The organism is Chitinophaga sp. W2I13, from assembly GCF_050434005.1.
Classification (GTDB): Bacteria; Bacteroidota; Bacteroidia; order Chitinophagales; family Chitinophagaceae; genus Chitinophaga.
In genome coordinates this window covers 2587870-2610374 of the sequence record NZ_JBNPWD010000001.1, presented here as the reverse complement: position 1 = coordinate 2610374, position 22505 = coordinate 2587870, and the positions used below count along the sequence as shown (strand labels likewise).

The 22505-nt window shown below is 47.2% G+C and carries 23 protein-coding genes; 9 read left to right on the top strand and 14 right to left on the bottom strand.

Annotated elements, in window-relative coordinates:
* Positions 1–54: 54 nt before the first annotated feature.
* Both QFZ48_RS10620 and QFZ48_RS10615 read left to right on the top strand, forming a co-directional pair.
* On the top strand, positions 55–891 hold the full coding sequence (locus QFZ48_RS10620; RefSeq protein WP_429062227.1) for a 3-hydroxyacyl-CoA dehydrogenase NAD-binding domain-containing protein: 837 nt from the start codon (positions 55–57) through the stop codon (positions 889–891).
* Between the two features lie 86 nt (positions 892–977).
* Positions 978–1973: an NAD-dependent epimerase/dehydratase family protein gene (locus QFZ48_RS10615; protein ID WP_429062225.1), complete on the top strand. Its 996-nt coding sequence runs from the start codon at positions 978–980 to the stop codon at positions 1971–1973.
* Positions 1974–2208: 235 nt separating this feature from the next.
* Here the strand turns inward: QFZ48_RS10615 and QFZ48_RS10610 are convergent, their stop codons facing one another.
* The 13 genes from QFZ48_RS10610 to QFZ48_RS10550 all read right to left on the bottom strand — a co-directional run bounded on the left by QFZ48_RS10610 (position 2209) and on the right by QFZ48_RS10550 (position 15873).
* Positions 2209–2880 (bottom strand): hypothetical protein, encoded by a 672-nt coding sequence (locus QFZ48_RS10610; RefSeq protein ID WP_429062224.1) that lies wholly within the window; start codon positions 2878–2880, stop codon positions 2209–2211.
* Between the two features lie 66 nt (positions 2881–2946).
* Positions 2947–3894, bottom strand: a complete 948-nt coding sequence (locus QFZ48_RS10605; RefSeq protein ID WP_429043254.1) for a UDP-3-O-(3-hydroxymyristoyl)glucosamine N-acyltransferase — start codon at positions 3892–3894, stop codon at positions 2947–2949.
* 650 nt (positions 3895–4544) lie between these two features.
* On the bottom strand, positions 4545–5903 hold the full coding sequence (gene hemN, locus QFZ48_RS10600; protein WP_429062222.1) for an oxygen-independent coproporphyrinogen III oxidase: 1359 nt from the start codon (positions 5901–5903) through the stop codon (positions 4545–4547).
* The gene (locus QFZ48_RS10595) at positions 5887–6615 is read right to left on the bottom strand and encodes a sulfite exporter TauE/SafE family protein (protein ID WP_429062220.1); all 729 of its coding nucleotides are present in this window, start codon (positions 6613–6615) and stop codon (positions 5887–5889) included. The genes hemN and QFZ48_RS10595 overlap by 17 nt, the downstream gene beginning before the upstream one ends.
* Positions 6616–6665: 50 nt before the next feature.
* On the bottom strand, positions 6666–7103 hold the full coding sequence (locus QFZ48_RS10590) for a FixH family protein (RefSeq protein WP_429043263.1): 438 nt from the start codon (positions 7101–7103) through the stop codon (positions 6666–6668).
* Between the two features lie 36 nt (positions 7104–7139).
* Positions 7140–8567: a cytochrome c oxidase accessory protein CcoG gene (gene ccoG, locus QFZ48_RS10585; RefSeq protein ID WP_429062218.1), complete on the bottom strand. Its 1428-nt coding sequence runs from the start codon at positions 8565–8567 to the stop codon at positions 7140–7142.
* Complete coding sequence (locus QFZ48_RS10580; RefSeq protein WP_429043269.1) at positions 8536–9603, bottom strand: cbb3-type cytochrome c oxidase N-terminal domain-containing protein; 1068 nt, start codon at positions 9601–9603, stop codon at positions 8536–8538. The genes ccoG and QFZ48_RS10580 overlap by 32 nt, the downstream gene beginning before the upstream one ends.
* Before the next feature lie 10 nt (positions 9604–9613).
* Positions 9614–9793 (bottom strand): CcoQ/FixQ family Cbb3-type cytochrome c oxidase assembly chaperone, encoded by a 180-nt coding sequence (locus tag QFZ48_RS10575; RefSeq protein ID WP_370908929.1) that lies wholly within the window; start codon positions 9791–9793, stop codon positions 9614–9616.
* 11 nt (positions 9794–9804) lie between these two features.
* Entirely contained in the window at positions 9805–11949 is a 2145-nt protein-coding gene (gene ccoN, locus QFZ48_RS10570; protein WP_429062216.1) for a cytochrome-c oxidase, cbb3-type subunit I, read from the bottom strand.
* Positions 11950–11979: 30 nt separating this feature from the next.
* Complete coding sequence (gene ccoS, locus QFZ48_RS10565; RefSeq protein ID WP_429043275.1) at positions 11980–12138, bottom strand: cbb3-type cytochrome oxidase assembly protein CcoS; 159 nt, start codon at positions 12136–12138, stop codon at positions 11980–11982.
* A 6-nt stretch (positions 12139–12144) separates the two neighbouring features.
* On the bottom strand, positions 12145–12435 hold the full coding sequence (locus tag QFZ48_RS10560) for a cupin domain-containing protein (protein ID WP_429062214.1): 291 nt from the start codon (positions 12433–12435) through the stop codon (positions 12145–12147).
* Between the two features lie 193 nt (positions 12436–12628).
* Complete coding sequence (locus QFZ48_RS10555) at positions 12629–15067, bottom strand: heavy metal translocating P-type ATPase (protein WP_429062213.1); 2439 nt, start codon at positions 15065–15067, stop codon at positions 12629–12631.
* Positions 15068–15162: 95 nt separating this feature from the next.
* Positions 15163–15873, bottom strand: coding sequence for a Crp/Fnr family transcriptional regulator (locus tag QFZ48_RS10550; RefSeq protein WP_429043284.1), 711 nt, complete (start codon positions 15871–15873; stop codon positions 15163–15165).
* Positions 15874–15927: 54 nt separating this feature from the next.
* Here QFZ48_RS10550 and QFZ48_RS10545 point away from each other — a divergent pair, with 54 nt between their 5' ends.
* From QFZ48_RS10545 to QFZ48_RS10515, 7 genes are all read left to right on the top strand, one after another.
* The gene (locus tag QFZ48_RS10545) at positions 15928–16524 is read left to right on the top strand and encodes a pseudouridine synthase (RefSeq protein ID WP_429043287.1); all 597 of its coding nucleotides are present in this window, start codon (positions 15928–15930) and stop codon (positions 16522–16524) included.
* 142 nt (positions 16525–16666) lie between these two features.
* Complete coding sequence (locus QFZ48_RS10540) at positions 16667–17542, top strand: YicC/YloC family endoribonuclease (RefSeq protein WP_429062211.1); 876 nt, start codon at positions 16667–16669, stop codon at positions 17540–17542.
* A gap of 15 nt (positions 17543–17557) precedes the next feature.
* Positions 17558–18046 carry a gliding motility lipoprotein GldH gene (locus tag QFZ48_RS10535; protein ID WP_429043293.1) on the top strand — a complete coding sequence of 163 codons (489 nt, stop codon included), beginning with the start codon at positions 17558–17560 and terminating at the stop codon, positions 18044–18046.
* Positions 18043–19062, top strand: a complete 1020-nt coding sequence (locus QFZ48_RS10530) for a sensor histidine kinase (protein ID WP_370908938.1) — start codon at positions 18043–18045, stop codon at positions 19060–19062. Before QFZ48_RS10535 ends, QFZ48_RS10530 begins: the two co-directional genes overlap by 4 nt.
* Before the next feature lie 61 nt (positions 19063–19123).
* Entirely contained in the window at positions 19124–19834 is a 711-nt protein-coding gene (locus QFZ48_RS10525; protein ID WP_079471554.1) for a response regulator transcription factor, read from the top strand.
* Positions 19835–20055: 221 nt separating this feature from the next.
* On the top strand, positions 20056–20862 hold the full coding sequence (locus tag QFZ48_RS10520) for a sensor histidine kinase (RefSeq protein ID WP_429062209.1): 807 nt from the start codon (positions 20056–20058) through the stop codon (positions 20860–20862).
* A gap of 116 nt (positions 20863–20978) precedes the next feature.
* Positions 20979–21725, top strand: coding sequence for a LytR/AlgR family response regulator transcription factor (locus QFZ48_RS10515; RefSeq protein WP_429043301.1), 747 nt, complete (start codon positions 20979–20981; stop codon positions 21723–21725).
* Here QFZ48_RS10515 and QFZ48_RS10510 read toward each other — a convergent pair.
* Positions 21720–22502, bottom strand: coding sequence for a tetratricopeptide repeat protein (locus QFZ48_RS10510; RefSeq protein ID WP_429062208.1), 783 nt, complete (start codon positions 22500–22502; stop codon positions 21720–21722). The genes QFZ48_RS10515 and QFZ48_RS10510 overlap by 6 nt on opposite strands.
* Positions 22503–22505 lie beyond the last annotated feature (3 nt).

The following is a 22505-nucleotide window of genomic DNA, read 5'->3' as shown; positions in this document are numbered from 1 at the left end:
TTGGCTATTACATAAATGCAGCGGAACTTCCCGCTGCATTTATGTAATAGCCGGATGAAAAACCTCAAAAAAGTGATTCAAACTATTGCCGTATGCGGCGCAGGTACTATGGGCGCCGGAATAGCACAGATAGCAGCCTACAGCGGATTTACTACTTTGTTGTTTGATATCCGGCAGGACGGCCTGGACAGGGCAAAAGCACAGATTGAGAAAAGCCTGACGGTAGCCGTGGAAAAAGGAAAGCTGGCTCCTGCAGATAAAGAAAGCATCCTGCAACGGATCCGTTTCACCGCAGCTATCGAAGACTGTGTAGCCGATGTGATCATAGAGGCTATTGTAGAAAGAATCACCGCCAAAACAGCACTCTTCAACCAGCTGGCCGCCATCAATACTGCAGAAACCATTTTTGCTTCCAATACCTCTTCCCTGTCTGTTTCTGAAATAGCCTCGGCTGTAAGCGTTCATCCATCAAGAGTGGTGGGTATGCACTTTTTTAACCCCGCCCACCTGATGAAACTGGTGGAAGTGGTAAGCGGAAAGGAAACAGCACCAGCAGTAGCAGACACTATTTATGAACTGGCGGAAAAGATGGGTAAAGTGCCGGTAAGGGTAAAAGATGCTCCCGGTTTTATTGTGAACAGGGTGGCCAGGCATTATTACCTGGAAGCCATGCATATTGCGGAACAGGGTCAGGCAGATTTCAGCACCATTGACCAGCTGCTGGAAGCAGCCGGGTTTAAAATGGGTCCTTTTGCATTAATGGACCTGATAGGTAACGATATCAACCTGGCGGTAACGCAATCCCTGTATGATGCTTTTGAGCAGGCGCCCCGCTTTAAACCTAATGCGCTGCAGGAACAAAGAGTGAAGGATGGTAAGCTGGGGACGTAAAACAGGATTGGGTTTTTACAGGTACGAACAATAACAGGTTTTAGTTATTTTTGAACCTCTTTTTGGAAAAAAGAATTTTAGTCTTCATGATTTTAGTCACCGGCGGTACAGGTTTTTTGGGTAGTCATTTAATCCGGGCATTGGTTGCCGCAGGGAAACCTGTGAGAGCATTGTACCGTAAACAACCTTCACCCCGGTTGCAGGATATTTCAGATAAAATAGAATGGGTACCAGGCGACATCCTGGACGTGTGCTCGCTGGAAGATGCCATGACGGATGTAACACAGGTATATCACTGTGCTGCAGTTGTTTCTTTTCAGGCAGCGGATAAAGACCGCTTGCTGAAAATTAACGCCGAAGGCACTGCCAACATAGTGAATATGGCATTGGATGCAGGTGTTAAAAAGCTCCTGTATGTAAGCTCTGTAGCCGCTATCGGAAGAGCAAAGCCAGGTGCGGCCGTAAACGAGGAATGTGAATGGGAAGACAGTAAGAATAATTCCCGTTACAGCATCAGTAAGTTCCAGGGAGAAATGGAAGTATGGAGAGGTATTGCAGAAGGATTGGATGCGGTAATTGTAAACCCTTCCATTATCCTGGGTGCAGGCTTCTGGGAGGAGGGTTCCGGCACCCTGATCAAAAATGCCTGGAAAGAATTTCCCTATTACACACAGGGCGTAAATGGATTTGTTGATGTGGAGGATGTGGTAATTGCCATGATCCAGTTAATGGACAGCGACATCAACGAAGAGCGGTTTATCCTGTCGGCAGACAACTGGAGTTATCTGCAGTTATTCACCCATATGGCGCAGGCGCTCGGTAAAAAGCCGCCGCATATTGCGGCCAAGCCCTGGATGGCCGAAGCAGTGTGGCGACTCGAAAAGGTGAAGGGAATGCTTACGGGCAAACACCCGCTTATCACTAAAGAGACGGCCCGTACTGCCCAGCTCAAAGTATACTACGAAAACAACAAGATCTTAAATGCCTTACCGGGATTCCGTTTCCGGCCACTGGAAGAAACAATCCAGCATATTTCCGCCGCCTACCTCCGGGAGCGCGGAGCTGGTTTTTCGCGGGATTAACGCGTATGTTGTCTTTCCCGCGCGTATGTTGTCTTTCCCGCTGATTACGCTGATTATACTGATTTGCCTGATTATACTTTTGGGATTTTATAAAGGATTTTAAAATGATTTGGGGAGATAAAAGCGAATATATCCGCTTTTATCTCCCCAAATCATTTTAAATCCAACATGATCAAATCTCTAAATCAGTAAAATCAGTGTAATCAGCGGGAAAGACAACATACGCGCGCGCCACTCAAAAAAGGAATGCAGCGATAGCCGCCGCCAGTGTTTTGGAGAGTTCGGGAGGCGCGTCCCTGCTCATCCACACCCGGGGTTTTTCGCCTGGTATTACTGCTGCGATGGGTTGCCCGCGGTATTGAAACTCGTAGCACACACTTTCGTAGGAATTTACCTTACCAAAACGGTTATGGGCGGTAATGCGTATATCTGTATCCGTAGACCGTAACACGCCTGCCGGTTTGTTTTCATTCAGCTCCAGGTAATGAGGGCTTTTAACGATCATTTCCCAGCGTTTTAACGGCTCATTCCTGGTGCCGTTGATCAATGTGTAGCGAAGGTCCGTAGCTCCCGGCAAACTACTTAAATAAGCCGGCAAGTCGCGGTTGGAGAACACAATGGCTGTAGTGTTCATGGTTTGTATCAACAGGTGTTCCTCATTGCCGTTCAGATAAAAATTAAAGGCGTTTTTAGGGTCTTTAACGAAGGTGGCTTCCGCTACGCCGTTTTTACGGGAAGTAGTGGAATAAAGGCCAAAAGAAATGGTTTTAGCGCTAAGCCAGCCGTCTTTCACCTTTACCGCCCATTCCTGGTCGCTGGTGTATAGGGATGATTTAACGGCAGTGGGTTTGGTGGTGCTGCAACTCCAAAGTAGCAGGGGGAGTAAGGCGGCAAACAAATACTTCATGAAGCGGGTGGTTTTGAATATGCTGAAACGCCGGGAACAGGTGATATTGTTTCCCGGCGTTGATGATTACCTGGTTTCTTTGAGTTTCTCCCACATCTCGGGGATGCGTTTGATCCAGGCAAGTTCTTTCTTTTTTACCCTGGCATCTTCTACCGGGGAACCAAAATATGTTTTACCTCCTTCCACGGAAGCCGGCACCCCGCTTTGTGCGAGAATAACAGCGCCTTTCCCGATGGTAAGATCTTTATTCACGCCTACCTGTCCCCACAGGATCACATTGTCTTCAATTTTAGCTTTACCGGCAATGCCTACCTGCGCAGCAATGAGGCAATTTCTGCCGATAACGGTACCGTGACCTACATGGATCATGTTATCCAGTTTGGTGCCACGGCCAATGATGGTATCGCCGCTTACGCCTTTGTCGATGGTACAGCCGGCGCCAAGTTCCACATCGCTTTCAATGATCACTCTTCCGCAACTTTCCAGCTTATCATAGATCACTTCACGCTCCGCCCTTTTCTTAAAGTAAAAAGCATCTGCCCCGAGTACCGTTCCTGCATGAATAATTACGTTGTCACCGATCTCACAGTAGTCATAAATCGTTACGTTGGGATGAATGAGACAGTTGCGGCCAATGCGCACATGATTGCCAATGAATACGTTGGGTTGGATAACAGTGCCTTCTCCTATCACGGCGCTGTCGCTGATGGCTTTGGTTGCCGCCTCAAAAGGCCTGAATCTTTTAACCAGTTTTACATACGCACTGAATGGGTCGTCCAGTACCAAAATCGCCTTGCCTTCCGGACAATCTACCTTTTTGTTTATGATAATGATGGTTGCTGCCGACTGCAGACTGGCGTTATAGTATTTCTCAAAGTCAACAAAGGAAATATCTCCCGGTGTAACCTTATGTATTTCATTGATGCCAGTGGCCATCAGGTGGCTGTTGCCAACCAGCTCTGCGCCTATATATGCTGCTATTTCCGTTACTGCAACAGGTGCTTCGAACTTCATATACTCTGAATTATTGAATAATGTTTAAGAGCAACAAAGGTAGTAAATCGGCAATTGCAACCATCAAAATATGAAGGCATGATAACGATGATCGGAAAGTTTCGATCTGCTGTTATCCACAATTATTTTCGTAGTGTGAATAAAATTTTTTGTAAATTTTTTCTTTTGTGATGAAATTCTTTTTAATATTGTGTAGGGAATTTTGTTTCCCTGTACTTACTAACCCATTCACATAACAAGAAAGTCTGATTGTTCCAACGGTCAGACTTTTTTTATTGCCTCTGAAACCCGCATGAATAAAGCGTTACAGCAGATCACATTTTTATCGCACTAAAATTCATCACTACATCTTCTTCTTTCTCATCCCCTTTTCCCGGTAAATGGATAACCCGGCCGACAACCCCGTTTTTTCAAATTTTGGGTTTTTCCGGTCCAAAAGCGAAAAAAAAACGCGGATTTTGTCTTTCCCGCTGATTACGCTGATTATACTGATTACTTTGATTTTACTTTTTGGATTTATAAAAGATTCGGGGAGATATCAGCGAGGATATTCGCTTATATCTCTCTAAATCTTTTCAATCCTTTATAAAATCCAAAAGAGTAAAATCAAAGTAATCAGTATAATCAGCGTAATCAGCGGGAAAGACAAATTATATGGCGTGGCTAAACAATTGTGAATGTGGTACTTGTCGCCACAACCGGGCATCAAAAGCCATACAAATGTTGCGGATAAAAGGCCTCCCCTCAGGCGTTACCACCACCTTCTGAGGCAGTACCTGCACCAGCCCGTCGCGCTCCATCTCCTGCAATCGCTGCAGGCCATCAATGATCGCATCACACTGCGTGTCTGCCTTGTTCCAGGTAGTTTCAAATCGACACATCAGCTCATGAATATGCTTTCGCAGCAACCCGTCTTCTTCGTTCAGGATATGACCGCGTACAACCGGAAACTCCCCTTTGTTCACCAGGTCCTGATAAGCATCCACCTTCTTCTCATTTTGTGCATATGCATACCAGCTGTCGCCAATGGAAGAAGCTCCCAAACCAACCAGCAACGATGTGGGAGAATCAGTATAACCCATGAAGTTCCGGTGCAGCCGCCCTTGCAGGAAAGCTTTGTGCAATGCCTCTTCCGGCAGCGCGAAATGATCCATACCAATCTCCGTATAACCATTGCTGTCGAACAGTAACTTACCCAGTTCATACAACTGCCGCTTCTCTTCATCTTTTGGCAGATCCGCTTCTGTATAACGACGCTGACCGGTTCCCTTTATCCAGGGCACATGTGCATAACTGTAAAAAGAGATCCTGTCGGGGCGTAACCGGACAACCTTATCAATCGTATGCTGCATGCTTGTAAGCGTTTGCAACGGTAAACCATAGATCAGGTCGAAGTTGATGGAGGTAAATCCAATCTTCCTGGCGTTCTCTACTACGGATGCCACCATTCCAAAAGGTTGCAAACGGTTAATGATTTCCTGTACCCGCATATCAAAGTCCTGTATGCCTAAACTGATCCTGCGGAAGCCGAGGGTATACAACGACTGGAGATGCTCCGGTGTGGTATTGCCCGGATGACCTTCGAAGCTTAAACTGGCGTCAGGCAATAGCTCCGCAGTGCGGTAAATGCCATTCAGCAACATCGCCAGATGCGCTGCACTGAAAAAGGTAGGTGTGCCTCCGCCAAGATGTATTTCCCGGATGCGCGGACGCCCGCCGAAAGTATCCACATACAGCTGCCACTCTTTCAGCAGGGTTTCAATATAAGGCCCCTCTACCCCGTGGTTAACGGTGATGTGTTTATTACAACCGCAATACGTACACATACTCTCACAGAAAGGCAGGTGAATGTATAAGCTGATCCCATCTTTACCGTTCGATTCGAGGAATGATTTTTTCAACAGCGTTTTCCACTTCTCCGGATGAAAAGTTTGCTCTTCCCAATAGGGAACAGTAGGGTAACTGGTGTACCGCGGTGCGGCTACGTTATATTTACTGATGAGGCTCATGATGTAATGGTTTATGACAACAATTTTCAACTACATGTTCACTATTGGGCGTCAGCACCGGGCTGATGTAAGGAATGCCCAGGTTTAGTCCCCGGAGGATCAGCAACACGCCCATGATGCTGATCACCACCGGTATCAAACTGCGCATCCGGTTGCGCACCTTCATATTGACCAGGTGACTGAACCAGGTAATACCCACCATTGCAGGTAAAGTACCTGCACCAAAGGCAGCCATGAACAACATCCCTTTCAGCACATCACCGGAGGCAACGGCGCCGGCAATACCGAGGTACACGAGTCCGCATGGAAGGAGTCCGTTCAGAAAGCCAATGGCATATAAAGTATGGAAGCGTTGTTGCCTTAACAGGCTGCCCAGCCGGAATTTTATTTTTGAAGTGAAAATATCCGGGAGATGCCTGCCTTTTGTTAATCTTATGCCGGCGTATTTCAATATTACCAGCACAAGCAATAAGCTGCCGGTGATGATCGACAACCATTGCTGTAATCCACCCAGGTATAACTGTTTGCCCAGCCATCCAAAAAGCAATCCGAGGATGGCATAAGCACTGATGCGGCCCGCGTTGTATAACAGTATGCCCCCTAATTTGCGGATACCGTTAAGATGTTGTACCGGCAGCGTTAATGCAATAGGACCACACATACCTATGCAGTGAAAGCTGCCCACAAAACCAAGTATAAATGAAGCGATCATAATGCGTATATCTTTTGTAATTTTTTAAATAACTATCCTGCTCCGTTATTTCAATTAATATTTACCAGTTGTTCCTGGTAGTATGGCTGGTCGTTCATCGTCCATGCTATCTTCACTTTATAGGGCCCCCTGATGAATAATTGCCGGCTCACTAACTGCCGTCCCGATTGATCCGGTTGAAGCGGCATCAATACATCCTTGCCGGAATCAGAAGGCCGGTAAAAGGTTACTTTACCGTTGAGCGCTTTGTTCCGCAGCTCAGATGGAAGAGAAATCATTACACCTGCGTCTTCCTGGGATATAGTAACAGGAGCAGATAACCTTGCGGCATTTTCTTTTCCATCAATTACCTGCTGGTATTTCAATTCTTCGCTGTAGTAATCAGGCGTTACCATATCAATCCTGGTACGCATGCTTTTGGTAACAAGCGTCAGAATGCCGGCGGCAAATACTACAAACACTATAATGATCTTATGTCCCCAGTTCATGGTAATAATTTTTTAAGATGTGAATGAGCTGTCTTATTATTGTACCGGTCCTAAAAACGTGGTGCGTAAACGGGTAATCCTTTTGTTGTGTTCATACAGCCCGATGTATAAAGTTGACTTACGCTGATGCACGGAAGCTTTGGGCAATACAATAAAGAAAGTACCCTCCCCCTGCCCTTCGGCCTTTATATGAATCACGGCATTGCCTATCATGGACACCACTCCGTTTTCGTTTTCCAGTTTCAACCCGAGCGGAATATCCCGGCCGGTTTTATTGAGGAGTTTAATACGGTACAGGTTCGACAAGCTATCAGCGCCTCTTTCCTGGTACAACATACCTGCTGTGCGCATAATAGTGCCGCTCACCGGTTTCCGGCTGCCCAGCATAAAGCTGATGGCAGTGAGCAATACCACCAATACCCCGGAGTATACTTTGAGCCGCGGCGTAAACCGCAGCTTTTGTTTGCTGGCGATGCCGTTTTCGGAAGCATACCGGATCAGTCCTTTCGGCCGGCCGGTTTGTTCCATCATGAAATCGCATGCATCAATACAGGCGGTGCAGTTCACACACTCCAGCTGGGTGCCGTTCCGTATATCTATTCCCGTAGGGCAAACCTTCACGCACTGCATACAGTCGATGCAATCGCCGTGTGCCCTGGAATCGTCTTTACGGAACTTTCCACGGGGCTCTCCCCTTTCGTAATCGTACGCCACCAAAATGGAGTTCCTGTCCAGCAATACCCCCTGCAAACGGCCATACGGACATACAATCGTGCAGATCTGCTCCCTCATAAAGGCAAATACGCCATAGAACACGCCTGAGAACATGATGATGGCGATAAAGCCGCCGGTGTGTGCAGATAACGGCTCGGTGATGATCTTACCCAGCGCTTTAGCCCCGATGACATAGGAGAGGAATATATTGGCAATGAGAAATGACAGGGCATAGAAGGCAATGTGCTTCCCTGTTTTCCGCATGATTTTATTGGTATTCCATGGCGACTGCTGCAGCATTTTTTGCGCAGCGGCATCTCCCTCTATCCAGTATTCCAGGCGGCGGAATAACAGCTCCATAAAAATGGTTTGTGGGCACATCCACCCGCAGAAGAGCCTTCCAAAGGCCATCGTAAACACTACAATAAAAAGAATGAATGCCAGCATAGCCAGCCCGAAAATGAAGAAGTCCTGCGGCCAGAAGATGGCGCCCCAAAGGATAAACTTTCCCTCCACCACATTCAGCATAAATAAAGGCCGGCCATTTATGGAAATAAACGGCAGGCTGAAGAAAACACTAAAATACAGGAGACTCACCCAACTGCGGATATTATACCAGCGGCCTTTCGGCTGCTTTGCGTATATCCAGTTGCGTTTGCCTTGCCCGTCAACGGTAGCTATTGTATCTCTGAAGGTGCTGTTAGCCATAACTGCTGCTTTATTCTTTCTGTCCCTGTGGTTCTTTGGCATTCGGCGGATTAGTGCCGCGTAACGTTTTGATATAGCAGGCTACCTGCGCCAGTTGTTTGGGCGAAAAATCTTCCTGCCAGGATTTCATTCCTTTATCGGCCACGCCGTATTTTATTGTTTTAAACACGTCATTGAGTTTGCCGCCATGCAGCCAGTAGTCGTCGGTGAGATTGGGCCCTACTACACCCTGTCCCTGCGGGCCATGACAAGGCGCGCAGTTGGAAACGAACATCTTTTGCCCGGCAGCGATATCAGCCGGATCGGTGAGCATGACTACATTGTTTTCATCGATGTTATTGGCGGCTTTTTTCAGGTATTCCTGTTTGGCAACAGCCGCTTTTTCTTCTTCTGCCGCCAGCTCTTCCAGCTGGCTGGGCGCCGAGTGAGTAACTTCTGTACGCCAGAAGTATACGATGCCAAAGCAAACGGTGAATACAAATCCCCATTTCCACCAGGGAGGTGTAGGGTTATTGAGTTCATGGATGCCATCAAAATCATGGCCCATGTCTTCCTCTGCTTCTGCCACCGCATCCACGGTCCGTGTTTTATTGATTTTTTCCAGCCATGATACCCGGGGTTTACCAGGCGCCACTGCTTTCGCGGGTGTACGTTTTCTTTTGATACCCACCAGGTAGCGCAACAGGAATAAAAGACTGATGATCACCGCCAGTTCCAGTATAATAACTGATATCAGCAGGTAGAAAGAAGTTTGCGACAGCCTCGTAAAATAAGGACTGGCAGCAGTAGTGGCCGTTTGTGCAAAAGCGTTGCTGCTCAGGAGTGACAGCATAACAACACCACCAGTTATTAAAGCTTTACCGGCATCTTTCTTCATCTTTTCCCTGAAAATATCCATAGCGCCCAGCACCGCATTGGCCAGGATGCCGATAGCCAGTAATAGTCCTCCTGCTACCACCAGTAATACCAGGGCTACCGGGTCAGATAATTCTGAAGGGGTCCCCGCTCCGCCATCTGCAAAGGCAGGGATACTGCATAATAAACCGCCGGTGAGTAGCTGTATAAACTGTTTATTCATTGTTTTTCTTTTATTGGGCATTTGTGTCGTCATTATCTAAAGGAATACGGCTGATATGATCCACCATTTTCTTATCGGCTTTAAAAGCCCATAGCGAGGCCGCCACAAAAAAAGTGGTAAACAACAGCAGCGATGCCATCGGGTAAATACTGATACCGGCTATAGATCCCAGGTAATTAATGAACTTCATGACGTTGCGGTTTAGAATTCAGTGTTATTGGCTACCGGTGCAGGTTTTGGGGCCGACTTAATATCTTTCCCCATCCTTTGCAGGTAGGCTATTAATGCAATAATTTCACGATCTGCTTTAATGGGCAGCTTATCCTTTTGCAGGGATGCGGCAATGCCCTGTGCCTGTTTCTCCAGGTCGGCAATAGCCTGTTGCTCGTAGCCGGCTGCATAAGGTACCCCCAGTTTCCGCATCACGTTAATCATGGCCGGCGTTTTACTTTTATCCACTCTTTCTTCAAAGAGCCAGGGATAAGCAGGCATAATAGAACCCGGCGACATGGATGTAGGATCGAGCATGTGATTAAAGTGCCAGGAGTCCGGATACTTGCCGCCAATACGCGCCAGATCGGGACCCGTACGTTTGGAACCCCATTGGAAAGGATGGTCGTATATAAATTCGCCGGCTTTGGAGTATTCGCCATAGCGGGCCACTTCATCCCGGAATGGACGGATCATCTGTGAGTGGCAGTTGTAGCAACCTTCTCTCAGGTAAATATCGCGACCGTGTAATTCCAGCGGCGTATATGGTTTTACGCTGCTGATAGTAGGAATATTGCTGCGGATCAGGAAGGTGGGCATCATTTCCAGCAGGCCGCCAACGGCTACCACTACCAAACTGAATACCACCAGTTGTATAGGGCGGCGTTCTATCCAGTTGTGCCAGTGCGCTTTACCATGTGTAACAATCTCTTTGGGTAATGCAGGTGCTTCCGCTGCTTCGTTGGCAATAAATGCACCTTTGCGGATTGTTCTGGTAAGGTTTACAATCATCAGTATCAGGCCGCTGATATACAACATGCCACCTACCGCACGCAGCGCATACATCGGAACAATGGTGGTAACTGTTTCCATGAACTGGTACTTCAGTTGTCCTTCTTCGGTAAACTGTTTCCACATCATACTCTGTGTAAATGCCGCCCAGTAAAGCGGGATTACATAAAAGATAATGCCCAGTGTACCGATCCAGAAATGCGTATTGGCCAATTTGCGGGAGAAAAGCTGCGTACCAAAAATGCGCGGGATCATCCAGTAAAGGATACCAAATGTGAGGAACCCATTCCAGCCCAATGCGCCAACGTGAACGTGTGCAATGGTCCAGTCGGTGTAATGACTGATGGCATTCACATTTTTCAGTGACAGCATCGGTCCTTCAAAAGTGGCCATACCGTAACAGGTAAGCGCTACCACAAAAAATTTAAGGATAGCATCCTCCCTCACCCGGTCCCAGGCGCCGCGCAGGGTCAGCAGGCCGTTGAGCATACCACCCCAGGATGGAGCGATCAGCATAATGCTGAAAGCCGTTCCCAACGATTGGGCCCATTCGGGCAAAGCGGTGTACAGCAGGTGATGCGGGCCGGCCCAGATATAAATAAATATCAGCGACCAGAAGTGGATGATGGACCAGCGATACGAGTACACCGGCCTGTTGGCGGCCTTAGGTACAAAATAGTACATCAGCCCCAGGTAAGGCGTGGTGAGAAAAAACGCCACCGCATTATGTCCGTACCACCACTGTACCAGCGCATCCTGTACACCCGCATACCAGCTGTAACTCTTGAACAGGGATAAAGGGAATTCGAAAGAGTTAATAATATGTAGCATGGCAATAGCTACCCAGGTGCCGATATAGAACCAGATAGCTACGTATAAATGTGATTCGCGCCTGCGCAGGATAGTACCCAGCATGTTGGCGCCAAACACTACCCAGATAAGGGTGATGGCAATATCAAAGGGCCATTCCAGCTCTGCATATTCTTTGCCGGTAGTGTAGCCCAGGAACAGGGTGAGGGCGCCGCCGGCGATGATGGCCTGCCAGCCCCAGAAATGTATTTTACTCAGCAGATCACTGAACATGCGGGCTTTACAAAGCCGTTGCAGGGAATAATATACTCCCATGAAAATACCATTGCCCACAAATGCAAAGATGACGGCATTGGTATGTACGGGTCTTAACCTGCCAAAAGTAATGGGGGCAAATCCCATGTTAAGGCCGGGGATCGCCAGCTCCAGCGCTGCCCATAAACCGGCCAGCATGCCTATCAGCCCCCAGAACATACAAGCGTAGGCAAACCATTTCACCGTGCGGTTGTCGTAATAAAATTTTTCGAGTGACATAGTGGTATTTAAAGGTGTTGATAAATGCGTTTATTCGTTAACGTTATCTGGCTTGTCCTCGAAGAGGATGCGGTGCGCCGGTGAAAAATCATCTTCAAACTGCCCGTTTTTTACTGACCAGATAAATGCTGCCAGGAACCCTATGGCTACCAGTAAACTAGCACCGAGTAAAATGATGATAACGCTCATGGCTATTTATTTAATGAGAATAAACCTGGCTGTTTCCAACGCCTGCAGGGCATGTATTTCGTTGGCGCCAAAGGAAAAAACATCGCCGGATTCCAGGATGGTTATTTCTTCGTTGAGCATAAATGCGATCCTCCCTTCCAGTATAAGGATCATGGCATGGGCCGGCGATGTATGCGGCGGAATCTGGTGCCCCTGCTGCATAATGAGCAGGGTGGCATCAAAGCGTTTTGTTTTCAGGATAGCACAACTCTTCACTTTTTCATTTCCCGCTATCTGCATTACGTTCATTCCTTTCATGGATGGTGTATTGTGATGTAATACCATACTTCTTTTCCGGCATGCCTCACCCGTTGCGTGTAAACAGCCTTTTCAGCGGCTGTTTACACGCCCATTTCATCCGGGCTTATCTGAGGTTGGGCTTAGATTTATTGTGTATGTTTCATGTGATAGCAAAGGTAACAGTAGTGCACCTTTACTACTATGACTTTACTCAATCAGGAATATGACTTTTATCATTCATTTGCTGTAGTGCATTGCTGTAAAGCTTTTTGCCCTGCCATTCGCTGCAACCGAAAGTGATCAGGATAATGCTGATAGAGCTGGCTGGCATCAGGACAGCGGCTACCAGCGGCGATAAAATTCCCTGCACCGCAAAGTATAAACCGGTGATGTTATAGAGGAGCGACAATACAAAACTAAAGAGGATAATACGCTTGTTGGCTTTGCATAAGCGGATGAAAGAAAACAGCAAAGGCAGTTGATCCGCATGCAGTATACCATCGCTGGCAGGCGTAAAGTTGTTGCTGTCTTCTGTTAATGAAATACCAATATCACTTTGTTTCAGCGCACCGGCATCATTTAATCCATCACCAATCATCATTACCTTTTTTCCTTTTTTTTGGAGGGAGATAATGTAAGCGAGTTTATCTGCCGGTTGTTGCTCAAAAAGAAGGGTGGCATCGTTGCCCATCAACCGACCTAATTGCGGGAGCGTATGATTATTATCTCCTGATAGTACAGATAATGGGTAAGAAGTTTGCAGCTGCTGCATCAGTTGCCGTAAACCGTTCCGGTAGCTGCTGCGGATAGTAAATAATCCGTACAGTTTTTCGTTGATAGATACGTACACCACGCTTCCTTCCTGCTCACTTTTGTGGTGTGCGCCCGTGAAGCCTGCATTGCCCAGCCGGATAAAAAATCCATCTACCCATCCGCATACACCTTTGCCTGTAAAGTGCTGGAAGTCGTGGATATGCCGCGATGCGGGATCCCCGCAATACTGAACAATGGCCCGGCTTAAAGGATGGGTGGACTGCGCTGCAAGGGTAGCTATCATCACTTCCTGTATAGGTGTAAGCGCATTGCCGTAGTAGATAACGGAGCTGCCTGTTTTGCCGGTGAGTGTGCCGGTTTTGTCGAATACAATATGTGTGGCGTTGGCCATGTTTTCAATGGCTTGTGCATTACGCAGGTAAAACCGGTGCCGGCTGAGGATTCTTAAAATATGTCCGTTGGTAAATGAAGATGCCAGCAGCAGGGCACAGGGGCAGGCAATGATCAGGATGGCGGTAACAGCAGGCCATACACGCGCAGGTTCATTCACCCACCAGTAAGCGGCAGTAGCAGCTGCAATCAACAACACCGCCCACGTAAAATAGCGGCTGAGCAGGTGAACAAAAGACACTTGTTTTTCCGCTTTATTTTTCAGTTCATCACGGTTCCATAAGCTGGTCAGGTAACTCTGCGCTACCTCTTTAATGGTAAGTATTTCGAGGTTACCATTAAGCTGTCTGCCGCCGGCATAAATAATTTCCCCGATCGATTTGCTGACCGGCACCGATTCTCCGGTTACAAAGCTGTAATCTATCAGGGCTTTCCCTCTTACAATAATGCCATCTGCCGGTACCAGTTCATTGTTGTGAATACGGATGGTATCGCCGGTTTTCAGCTCAGGAAGCGTGGTAGGAATTTCTTTATCTTCCCTTATAACGCTTACGGCTATAGGAAAATAGGCAGTATAATCCCGGTCAAACGAAAGCCCCTGGTAAGTTTTATCCTGTAATATTCTTCCTATCAGCATAAAAAATACGATGCCTGTCATGGAATCAAAATACCCCGGCTGACCGTTAATTACTTCCACAAAGCTGCGTATAAAAGTAACGAAGATGGCGAGCACAATAGGCACGTCTATATTGAGGAATCCATGCTTTAACCCGTTCCGGGCCGGTTTATAAAATGCCTGTGCGCTATAAAGCAATACCGGCAATGCCAGCACCAGGTTCATATACCGGAACAGGCGGTTAAATATTTCATCAAGACCACCGGCGCTGGCAAAATAATCGGGAAAACTCAGCAACATGATATTGCCGAAGCAAAAACCCACCACGCCCAGCTGGTATACCAGCTGCCGGTTAACCGCCGGTTTTTTGCGTTGCAGATCCTGCAGGCTGATGTACGGTTCATACCCGATAGCGGTTAATATTTCTGCCACCCTTCTTAAAGAGGTGCCGGTATGTGAGTAGATGATCAATACCTCTTTCTTACTAAAATTAACGGTGACCCGCTGTACCTCTTTCTCCAGCCGGTGCAGGTTTTCCAGCAGCCATAAACAGGAACTGCAATGGATTTGCGGGATGTAAAAGGAAACATGCGTGTGGGTATCATCCCTGAATAGATAGAGTTGTTGCGCTATTTTTTCGTCATCGAGGAAAGCAAACTTATCGCTTCGCACGGCTACCCGCTGACTGATACCAGGTTTGCTGTTAAGATGGTAGTATTCACAAAGGTCGTATTGGTTCAGTATTTCGTATACCGTTTTGCATCCCATACAGCAGAATACTTTATCCTGCAGGGTGATATCGTTGTCAGTACAGTTTTCCCCGCAGTGATAGCAGGTGGTATTGGTTTGAACATGCGAAGAAACGGCCATCAGTCAATAGTTGTGTTATTGCAAAAGTACCGGTCGCGGCAGAAGGGCGCAATGATATGCGTCAAGCGGGAATATGATATTTGTCAGGATTGGGGCTACTCCTGCAGGTTTGCAGTTCTGATAATCTCGGCCAGGTCAAGCAGGCGGATCTTTTTGCCTTCCAGTTCTATCATGCCATCTTTTTTGAATTCAGAAAGCAGCCTGATAGCGGATTCTGTGGCTGTGCCTACGAGGTTGGCAATTTCTTCACGGGAGAGGCGTACGCTGAGGGTGTGGCCATCTGCTTCCAGTCCGTAAGTTTCTTTGATAAAAAGCAGGGTTTCTGCGAGGCGTTCCCGTACCGGCTTTTGTGCCAGGTGGGTTATTTTCAATTCGGCTTTGCGCAGTTCGCTCGATAAGATGCGCATCATTTCAAATGACAGGGATGCATCTTTCTGCAGAATATTGAGAAACAGGTCTTTAGGTATAAAGCAGATAGAAGAATCTTCGAGGGCTGTGGCGGTAGCAGTGTACCTTTCGTTGCTCAGCAGGGCTTTGTAGCCCATGATATCGCCGTCTTTGACCAGGCGTATAATCTGTTCCCGGCCGTCATCACCACTGTGCGAGAGCTTTATTTTACCGTCGTTTACGCAGTACACACCGAAGGGATAGGCTCCTTCATGGAAGATAACCTGTCCTTTCCTGTATACGGAGCATACTTTGGCTTCTGCAATCTGATCGAGATTGCATTGTTCCGCCTTGCAGAATATTGATGAGAAGCGATCCTTGCAATGATGACATGAAGGATTGTGGAACGATGTAGCCATAATCAATTTGCAAAAGTACTAATTTACGGCTCCTTAACCAAAGCAAAAGCATTCGTGTCTCTTTATTATTATATTATATATAAACCATATGAAGTGTTAACCCGGTTTACACCGGAAGGTAACAAGGCCTGCCTGGCGGATTATTTTAAGGTTCCTTCGGATGTATATCCCGTAGGGCGCCTGGATTACGACAGCGAAGGGCTGCTGATCCTTACAAATGATAAGACATTGAACCAGCAACTGCTATTGCCGCAGCATGCCCATGAACGGGAGTACTGGGTGCAGGTGGATGGCGCCGTAACTGCGGAGGCGGTGGAGCAGCTGGCGGCAGGGGTGCAGATCAATGTAGATGGTAAGATGTACCGCACCAAACGGTGCCGGGCAGAAATATTTGAGGAAGAACCGTTGTTGCCGCCACGGAACCCGCCCATCCGTTTCCGTAAAAGTATTCCCGCACCATGGATCAGGATGGTGCTGCAGGAAGGCAAAAACAGGCAGGTGCGACGGATGACTGCCGCCGTTGGCTTTCCTACGTTGAGGCTTGTCCGTTACCGCATGGAAGATATCACCATTGCAGGCATGCAATCAGGAGAGATGGTGGAGATGAGCAAAGAAGAGATCTACAGGAAGTTAAAGTTAAGGGCAAAGTAGTGATGGCGGCTCTCAGCGCACTATTGGCATAGTCGCGCCTCTGAGGTGGGGCTGCAGCTCCCGTCCTCCTGCACCCGCTTTTTGCTTTAAGCTTTATGCTTTCAGCTTTTTTAACTAGGTTTGTCACCTACAAATTTCTATTATGCTGAAATCAATGACCGGCTTCGGAAGGGCAGAAAGCGCAAGAGGCGAAACTAGTATCGTAGTGGAGATCAAATCGCTGAATGGAAAGCAGTTTGAGGTGAATCTGAAGTTTTCTCCTTTGTTAAGACCCTATGAATTTGACATCCGTACCCTAATGCAGCAAACGTTGCAGCGCGGCACCCTTGATGCAACGATCAATATCCGCCAGAATGGCGCCACCCGCCCGGTTGTGATCAATACAGACCTTGCAAAATATTATTACCAGTCTATCACCATGCTGGCCAACCAGCTGGAACTTCCCCAGGGAGATATGCTCAACGTGCTGATGAAATTACCGGAAGTGGTAAGTCCGGCTTCAGAGCAAATGACCGAAGAAGAATGGAAAGATGTGGAAGATACACTGCGTGAAGCCCTGATCGACCTGGATACACATCGCCAGGATGAAGGCCTCATGCTGGAAGCCGATCTGAAGTTACGCATAGAAAACATCGATAGCTATATGCAGAAGGTCCGCGAACTGGACCCGCTCCGTAAAGACCGTATCCGTCAGCGCCTCGAAGGATTGCTGGCCGAGCATGTAGGAAAAGAAAATGTGGATGGCAACCGCCTGGAACAGGAACTGATCTTCTATCTGGAAAAACTGGATATCTCTGAAGAACTCTCCCGCCTGGAAAACCACCTCCGTTATTTCACGGAAATACTGAAAGACAGTGACTCTGCCAAAGGCAAGAAACTGGGGTTTGTGTTACAGGAAATAGGCCGTGAAATCAACACTACCGGTTCCAAAGCCAATGATGCCGGTATACAGCAATGGGTGGTGCTGATGAAAGATGAACTGGAAAAAGCCAAAGAACAAGTATTAAACGTTTTATAGTAAGGCGAATACCGTATGAACAAACTTTTCCTGGCCACAGCAGGCTTGTTACTTTTGGCTGCCGCCTGCATGCCGCCTAAAATGGACACTTACGAGAAAAACCTGGAGATCCCCAGGCATGAGTGGGCATATGATTATAAACCGTCTTTTGAAGTAAAAATACAACCGGAAGATACTGCGTACCTTTACAATATCTGCGTGAACGTGAGGCATACGGATGCTTATCCATACAGTAATATCTGGTTACTGGTAGGTACACAGTATCCCGGTGACAGTACCATAAAGGAACAACGGGTGGAACTGCCGCTCGCAGATGTAACAGGCAAATGGTCCGGTACCGGACTGGATGATATTTATGAACACCGTATTTTCATTCAGCAACGGGCTGTTTTTAATAAACCAGGGACCTATAAATTTACCTTTGAACAAAATATGCGGCAAAATCCGCTCCCCCATGTAATGAATGTTGGCTTGCGGATTGAGAAAGCCGGCACAAGGCCATGATGAAAAGAATTTCCAATAAAATGCAGGAAGGGAAATCCGTTTCCTTCGTTTATTTTTTAGTAATGGCGTACACAATTGCCGCACTGGTTTGGTGGGGCATTTTGCTGTTCAGACAAAGTGAACAGATCCGCCGCTTTGAACAACAAAATCTTTCTTTGCGGGTAGACAGCCTCGCACAACCAGTAGAACATCAGCTGCAACTGGAGCGGATCAACAAAGAAGAGCGCATGCGCTCTTTTAAATACCTGGGCGAGGGCCTCATCTTTTTAGGGATCATTTTACTCGGCGCACTCTTTGTATACCGGGCTGTATGGAAATATATGAAGCTCAGCAGGCAGCAACAGAATTTTATGATGGCGGTAACACATGAACTGAAATCACCCATCGCTGCCGCCAAACTGAATCTCGAAACCATCCGTAAACATAAACTCGACGAAGAAAAACAACTGAAACTGATCAATAATACGATCCGTGAAACCAACCGCCTCGACCAGCTGTGCAACAACATCCTGCTGGCGGCGCAACTGGAAACACATAAATACGAGGTGTTTAAAGAACCGCTGGATTTTTCAGCCCTGATAGAAAACAGTATCAAAGACCTCGATGGCCGCATTGGTACCCATCAGATCATCGCGGATATTTTACCGGACGTATGGATGGACGGCGATAAGCTGACTTTACAAATTGTACTAAGCAACCTGGTGGAGAATGCCGCGAAATATGCCCCGAAAAATACCACCATCTCTGTAAAACTATTTGAAAGTAACCAGCAACTGAAATTACAGGTGATCGACGAAGGCCCGGGCATCCCGGAAGAAGAGAAAAGCAGGATCTTCCTGAAATTTTACCGTGTGGGTAACGAAAATACCCGCAAGGCTAAAGGCTCCGGACTGGGCCTGTTCCTGACCGCTAAAATCGTGGAACAGCACCACGGACGCATTGAAGTAAAAGACAATGTACCTGCCGGCAGCTGCTTTGAAATATCATGGCCTGAATATTCCGTTCAAACGGCGTAAATTAGATGACGGATTGATGAATACCGGAATCCGGATTCGATGTAAAATCAAACAATAACACATGAAGGAAGCGACAAAGGCATCAATACTGCTGGTGGAGGATGAAGAAAATCTCCAGGAAGCCCTGAAGCTGAACCTGGAGCTGGAAGGTTACGAGGTCACCGCAGTGGACAACGGCACTGCTGCTCTCAAAGCAGTAAAAAACGAATATTTCGATCTCATTATACTGGACATTATGCTGCCTGAAATGGATGGTATCGCGGTATGCGAAAACATCCGTATTCAGAATAATGAAATCCCCATCCTTTTCCTGAGCGCCAAAAACAGCAGCGCCGATCGCGTGCTGGGCCTCAAAAAGGGCGGCGATGACTATATGACTAAACCCTTTAACCTGGAAGAACTCCTGTTAAGGGTGGAAAAACTCATCGTAAAAAATAAAAAGATCCAGGACAAAGACAGCGTACCCAACGTATACCGCTTCGGCGATAATGTAATCGACTTTGCCGCGCAGGAATGCGTTGGTAAAGATGGAAAACACTACGAACTGAGTAAGAAAGAAGCCATGCTGCTGAAACTGCTCATCGAAAATAAGGGCGAAGTAGTTACCCGCGAAAAAATCCTCCAGGTGGTTTGGGGTTATAACGTATATCCTACTACCAGGACCATCGACAACTTTATCCTCAATTTCCGCAAGTATTTTGAAGAAGATAGCCGGAATTCCCGCTATTTCCACTCCGTAAGAGGAGTGGGCTATAAGTTTACGGAAGCCTAAATACCAGCCGTTTGGCAAATGCAGCAGTAGATAAGTATAACCATCTTTGCTGTATTTGCTAAAGGCTAAATGCCTGTAGCAAACAGCCACTTTTCACCTCATTCTCCCCAGTTTCCTTTAAAATCCGACCTCGTAGTAAATCCCACTTTATAGTGGAGATTAATTAGCCGATATTTATTGAGCTTATAAGCGTAGAGAAGTACTTCCTATAAACCTAGTTAGTGACACATTATACCGATATCGTCTTTGCTGCGGAGTGGCCCTTCTGGCTGTTTTTTTTGTTAAGTCTCGTTACCCTAATAGTATTTTTTACCCTGCGGGAAAGAAGAATCAGGAGAGCCTCAGCGAAAGAAATCACCAAGAACCATGCGTTGATTAACCTGGAGCTACATGCTTTCCAGGCGCAGATGGACCCTCATTTTATTTTTAATAGCCTCAATGCTATTCACCACTACATCCTTACCACCAGTACGGACATGGCCTCCCTTTATCTCACCCGCTTTTCGCGCCTCATGCGCCTCATGATCGGTAATTTCAATAAAGAATGGATTTCCCTGCAGGATGAACTGGATGCCCTGGAACTGTATATACAGCTGGAACAGTTGCGCTTTGATGAACAGTTCGATTACCAGCTCATCATAATGCCGGAAGTAAACCGGCAGTTTACCCTCGTCCCTCCCCTGATCATCCAACCCTATGTGCAATATGCCATCTGGCACAGGATCCTGCTGCGCCCCGAAAAATCAGGCGGACTGCTCCGGATCACCATCTCCAAAGAAAATGACCGGCTCCAGATCCAGCTGGAAGATAATGGGATACTGATCACTGAAATGCTCGACAGCACCGGCGAACGGCAGGCCTCCGGCATCGATATCGCTTCGGAACGGCTGTACATGATGAGCGAGAAATATCACATGCAGGCCAGCATCAAATCCCTGCAGATGTATGACGAAGAGCGTGAACCCTCCGGTAACCGCCTTATTATCAGCATGCAACATGTTGCCGCCCGGCAGTCCCTGGCCGGATAGCCTGAATTGGAAATGTCCGGCAAATTGCTTAATTTCTACATGGATTAATAGAATCAATGACCATATACTTTCCACAACAGTAAATCTGAAACCACCTTTCATTAATCTGATCTCAAATGCGTACCATTATCGTGGACGACGAGAAGCATAGTCGGGATGCGCTGCACATGATGCTGGAGAGATATTGCCCGCAAGTTTCTGTACAAGCCGTTTGCAGCAGTGGTCCTGAAGCCCTGACTGCCATTCATGAACTACATCCTGAACTGGTATTCCTGGATATCGAAATGCCGGGAATGGATGGTTTTCAGGTGCTGGAAGCCAGTGAATATCACTCCTTTGCCGTTATTTTCATCACTGCCTATGATCAGTATGCCCTGCAGGCTATTCATCACAGTGCGTTAGATTATCTTCTCAAACCCATCGATAGCCAGGAATTAAAAGACGCAGTGGAAAAAGCCAGCACCCAATCCACCGTTATTACCGCCGGAAAAGTAGAAGACCTTCTCCGCTTTCTGCAACAGCACCTCAACCAGGACGAACGGCTGGCATTGCCCACGTCAGACGGACTGCGCATGGTAGTTGCAAAGAACATTATTTATTGCAAAGGTGCGGGCATGCAAACCCGGTTGCATTTACAGGAGCCGGAAAAGCCCGTAATGGTATGCCGCACGCTCGTGGAAATGGAGCAATGGCTCGCAGATAAAGGATTTTTCCGCGTACACAGCAGCTTCCTTATCAACCTGTCTTTTATGGAGAAATATATTAAAGGAGATGGCGGGGAGATCATTATGTCCGATGGCTACAGCGTTCCGCTGGCACGGGACAAGAAACAGGACTTCCTGCAAAGGATCGAAAGACTATAACCGCCTGATATAGTTACAACTGATCCAGCCGTTTTTCCCATCGGCCAGTTCAATCTTACAGAAGTCGCGTGTGGCATCGGTGATACGCACTTTCATGCCCTCTCCCACTTCAAAGGCATCCTTGCTGTTTTCATCAGGCGACGTTTTGGCCCTGATGTTACCGTTCATTACAACACCCGCTTCATGGTTGTTGGACCACAGGTAAGTATCTACAGACATGATCAGGTATAAGGCACACAATACTCCCAACACATAAGTGCCCCAGCGCAAAAATTTATTTCCCCATCCGGGGGTATATACATTGAGCATAATGGCGGCAATAAACAACCAGAAAAGCAGGATGGTGCCAATAGCCCAGCCGTTGGCTTTATGAAGATGTTGCAATTGTAACCACCATTGCTGGAAAAATACCATCGGCAGCTCTTCCACAAAACCATTTACTTTCTGATTGGCAATAGCGAGGTTATGTTTCACCGCAGCGTCATTGGGCGACAACTGCAATGCTTTCTCATAGTTATAAACAGCCTGCCCGGTTTTACCTGCTTTGTACCAGGCATTGCCGGCATTAAAGTAAAGTGCCTTCTGCGTATGACCTTCATCCAGCAACTGCTGGTAAAGCCTGGCAGCTTCTGTAAACTTGCTCTGGTTAAAGAGTTTGTTCGCTTCTTCAAACCGTTGTTGCTGATTCTGTGGCGGCGTTTGTGCGCGGCTTCCGGTGAAAGAGAGCAGGCATATAACAGCCAATAATACCGGTTTCATTTTTCTGTAGTTCAGCATTTC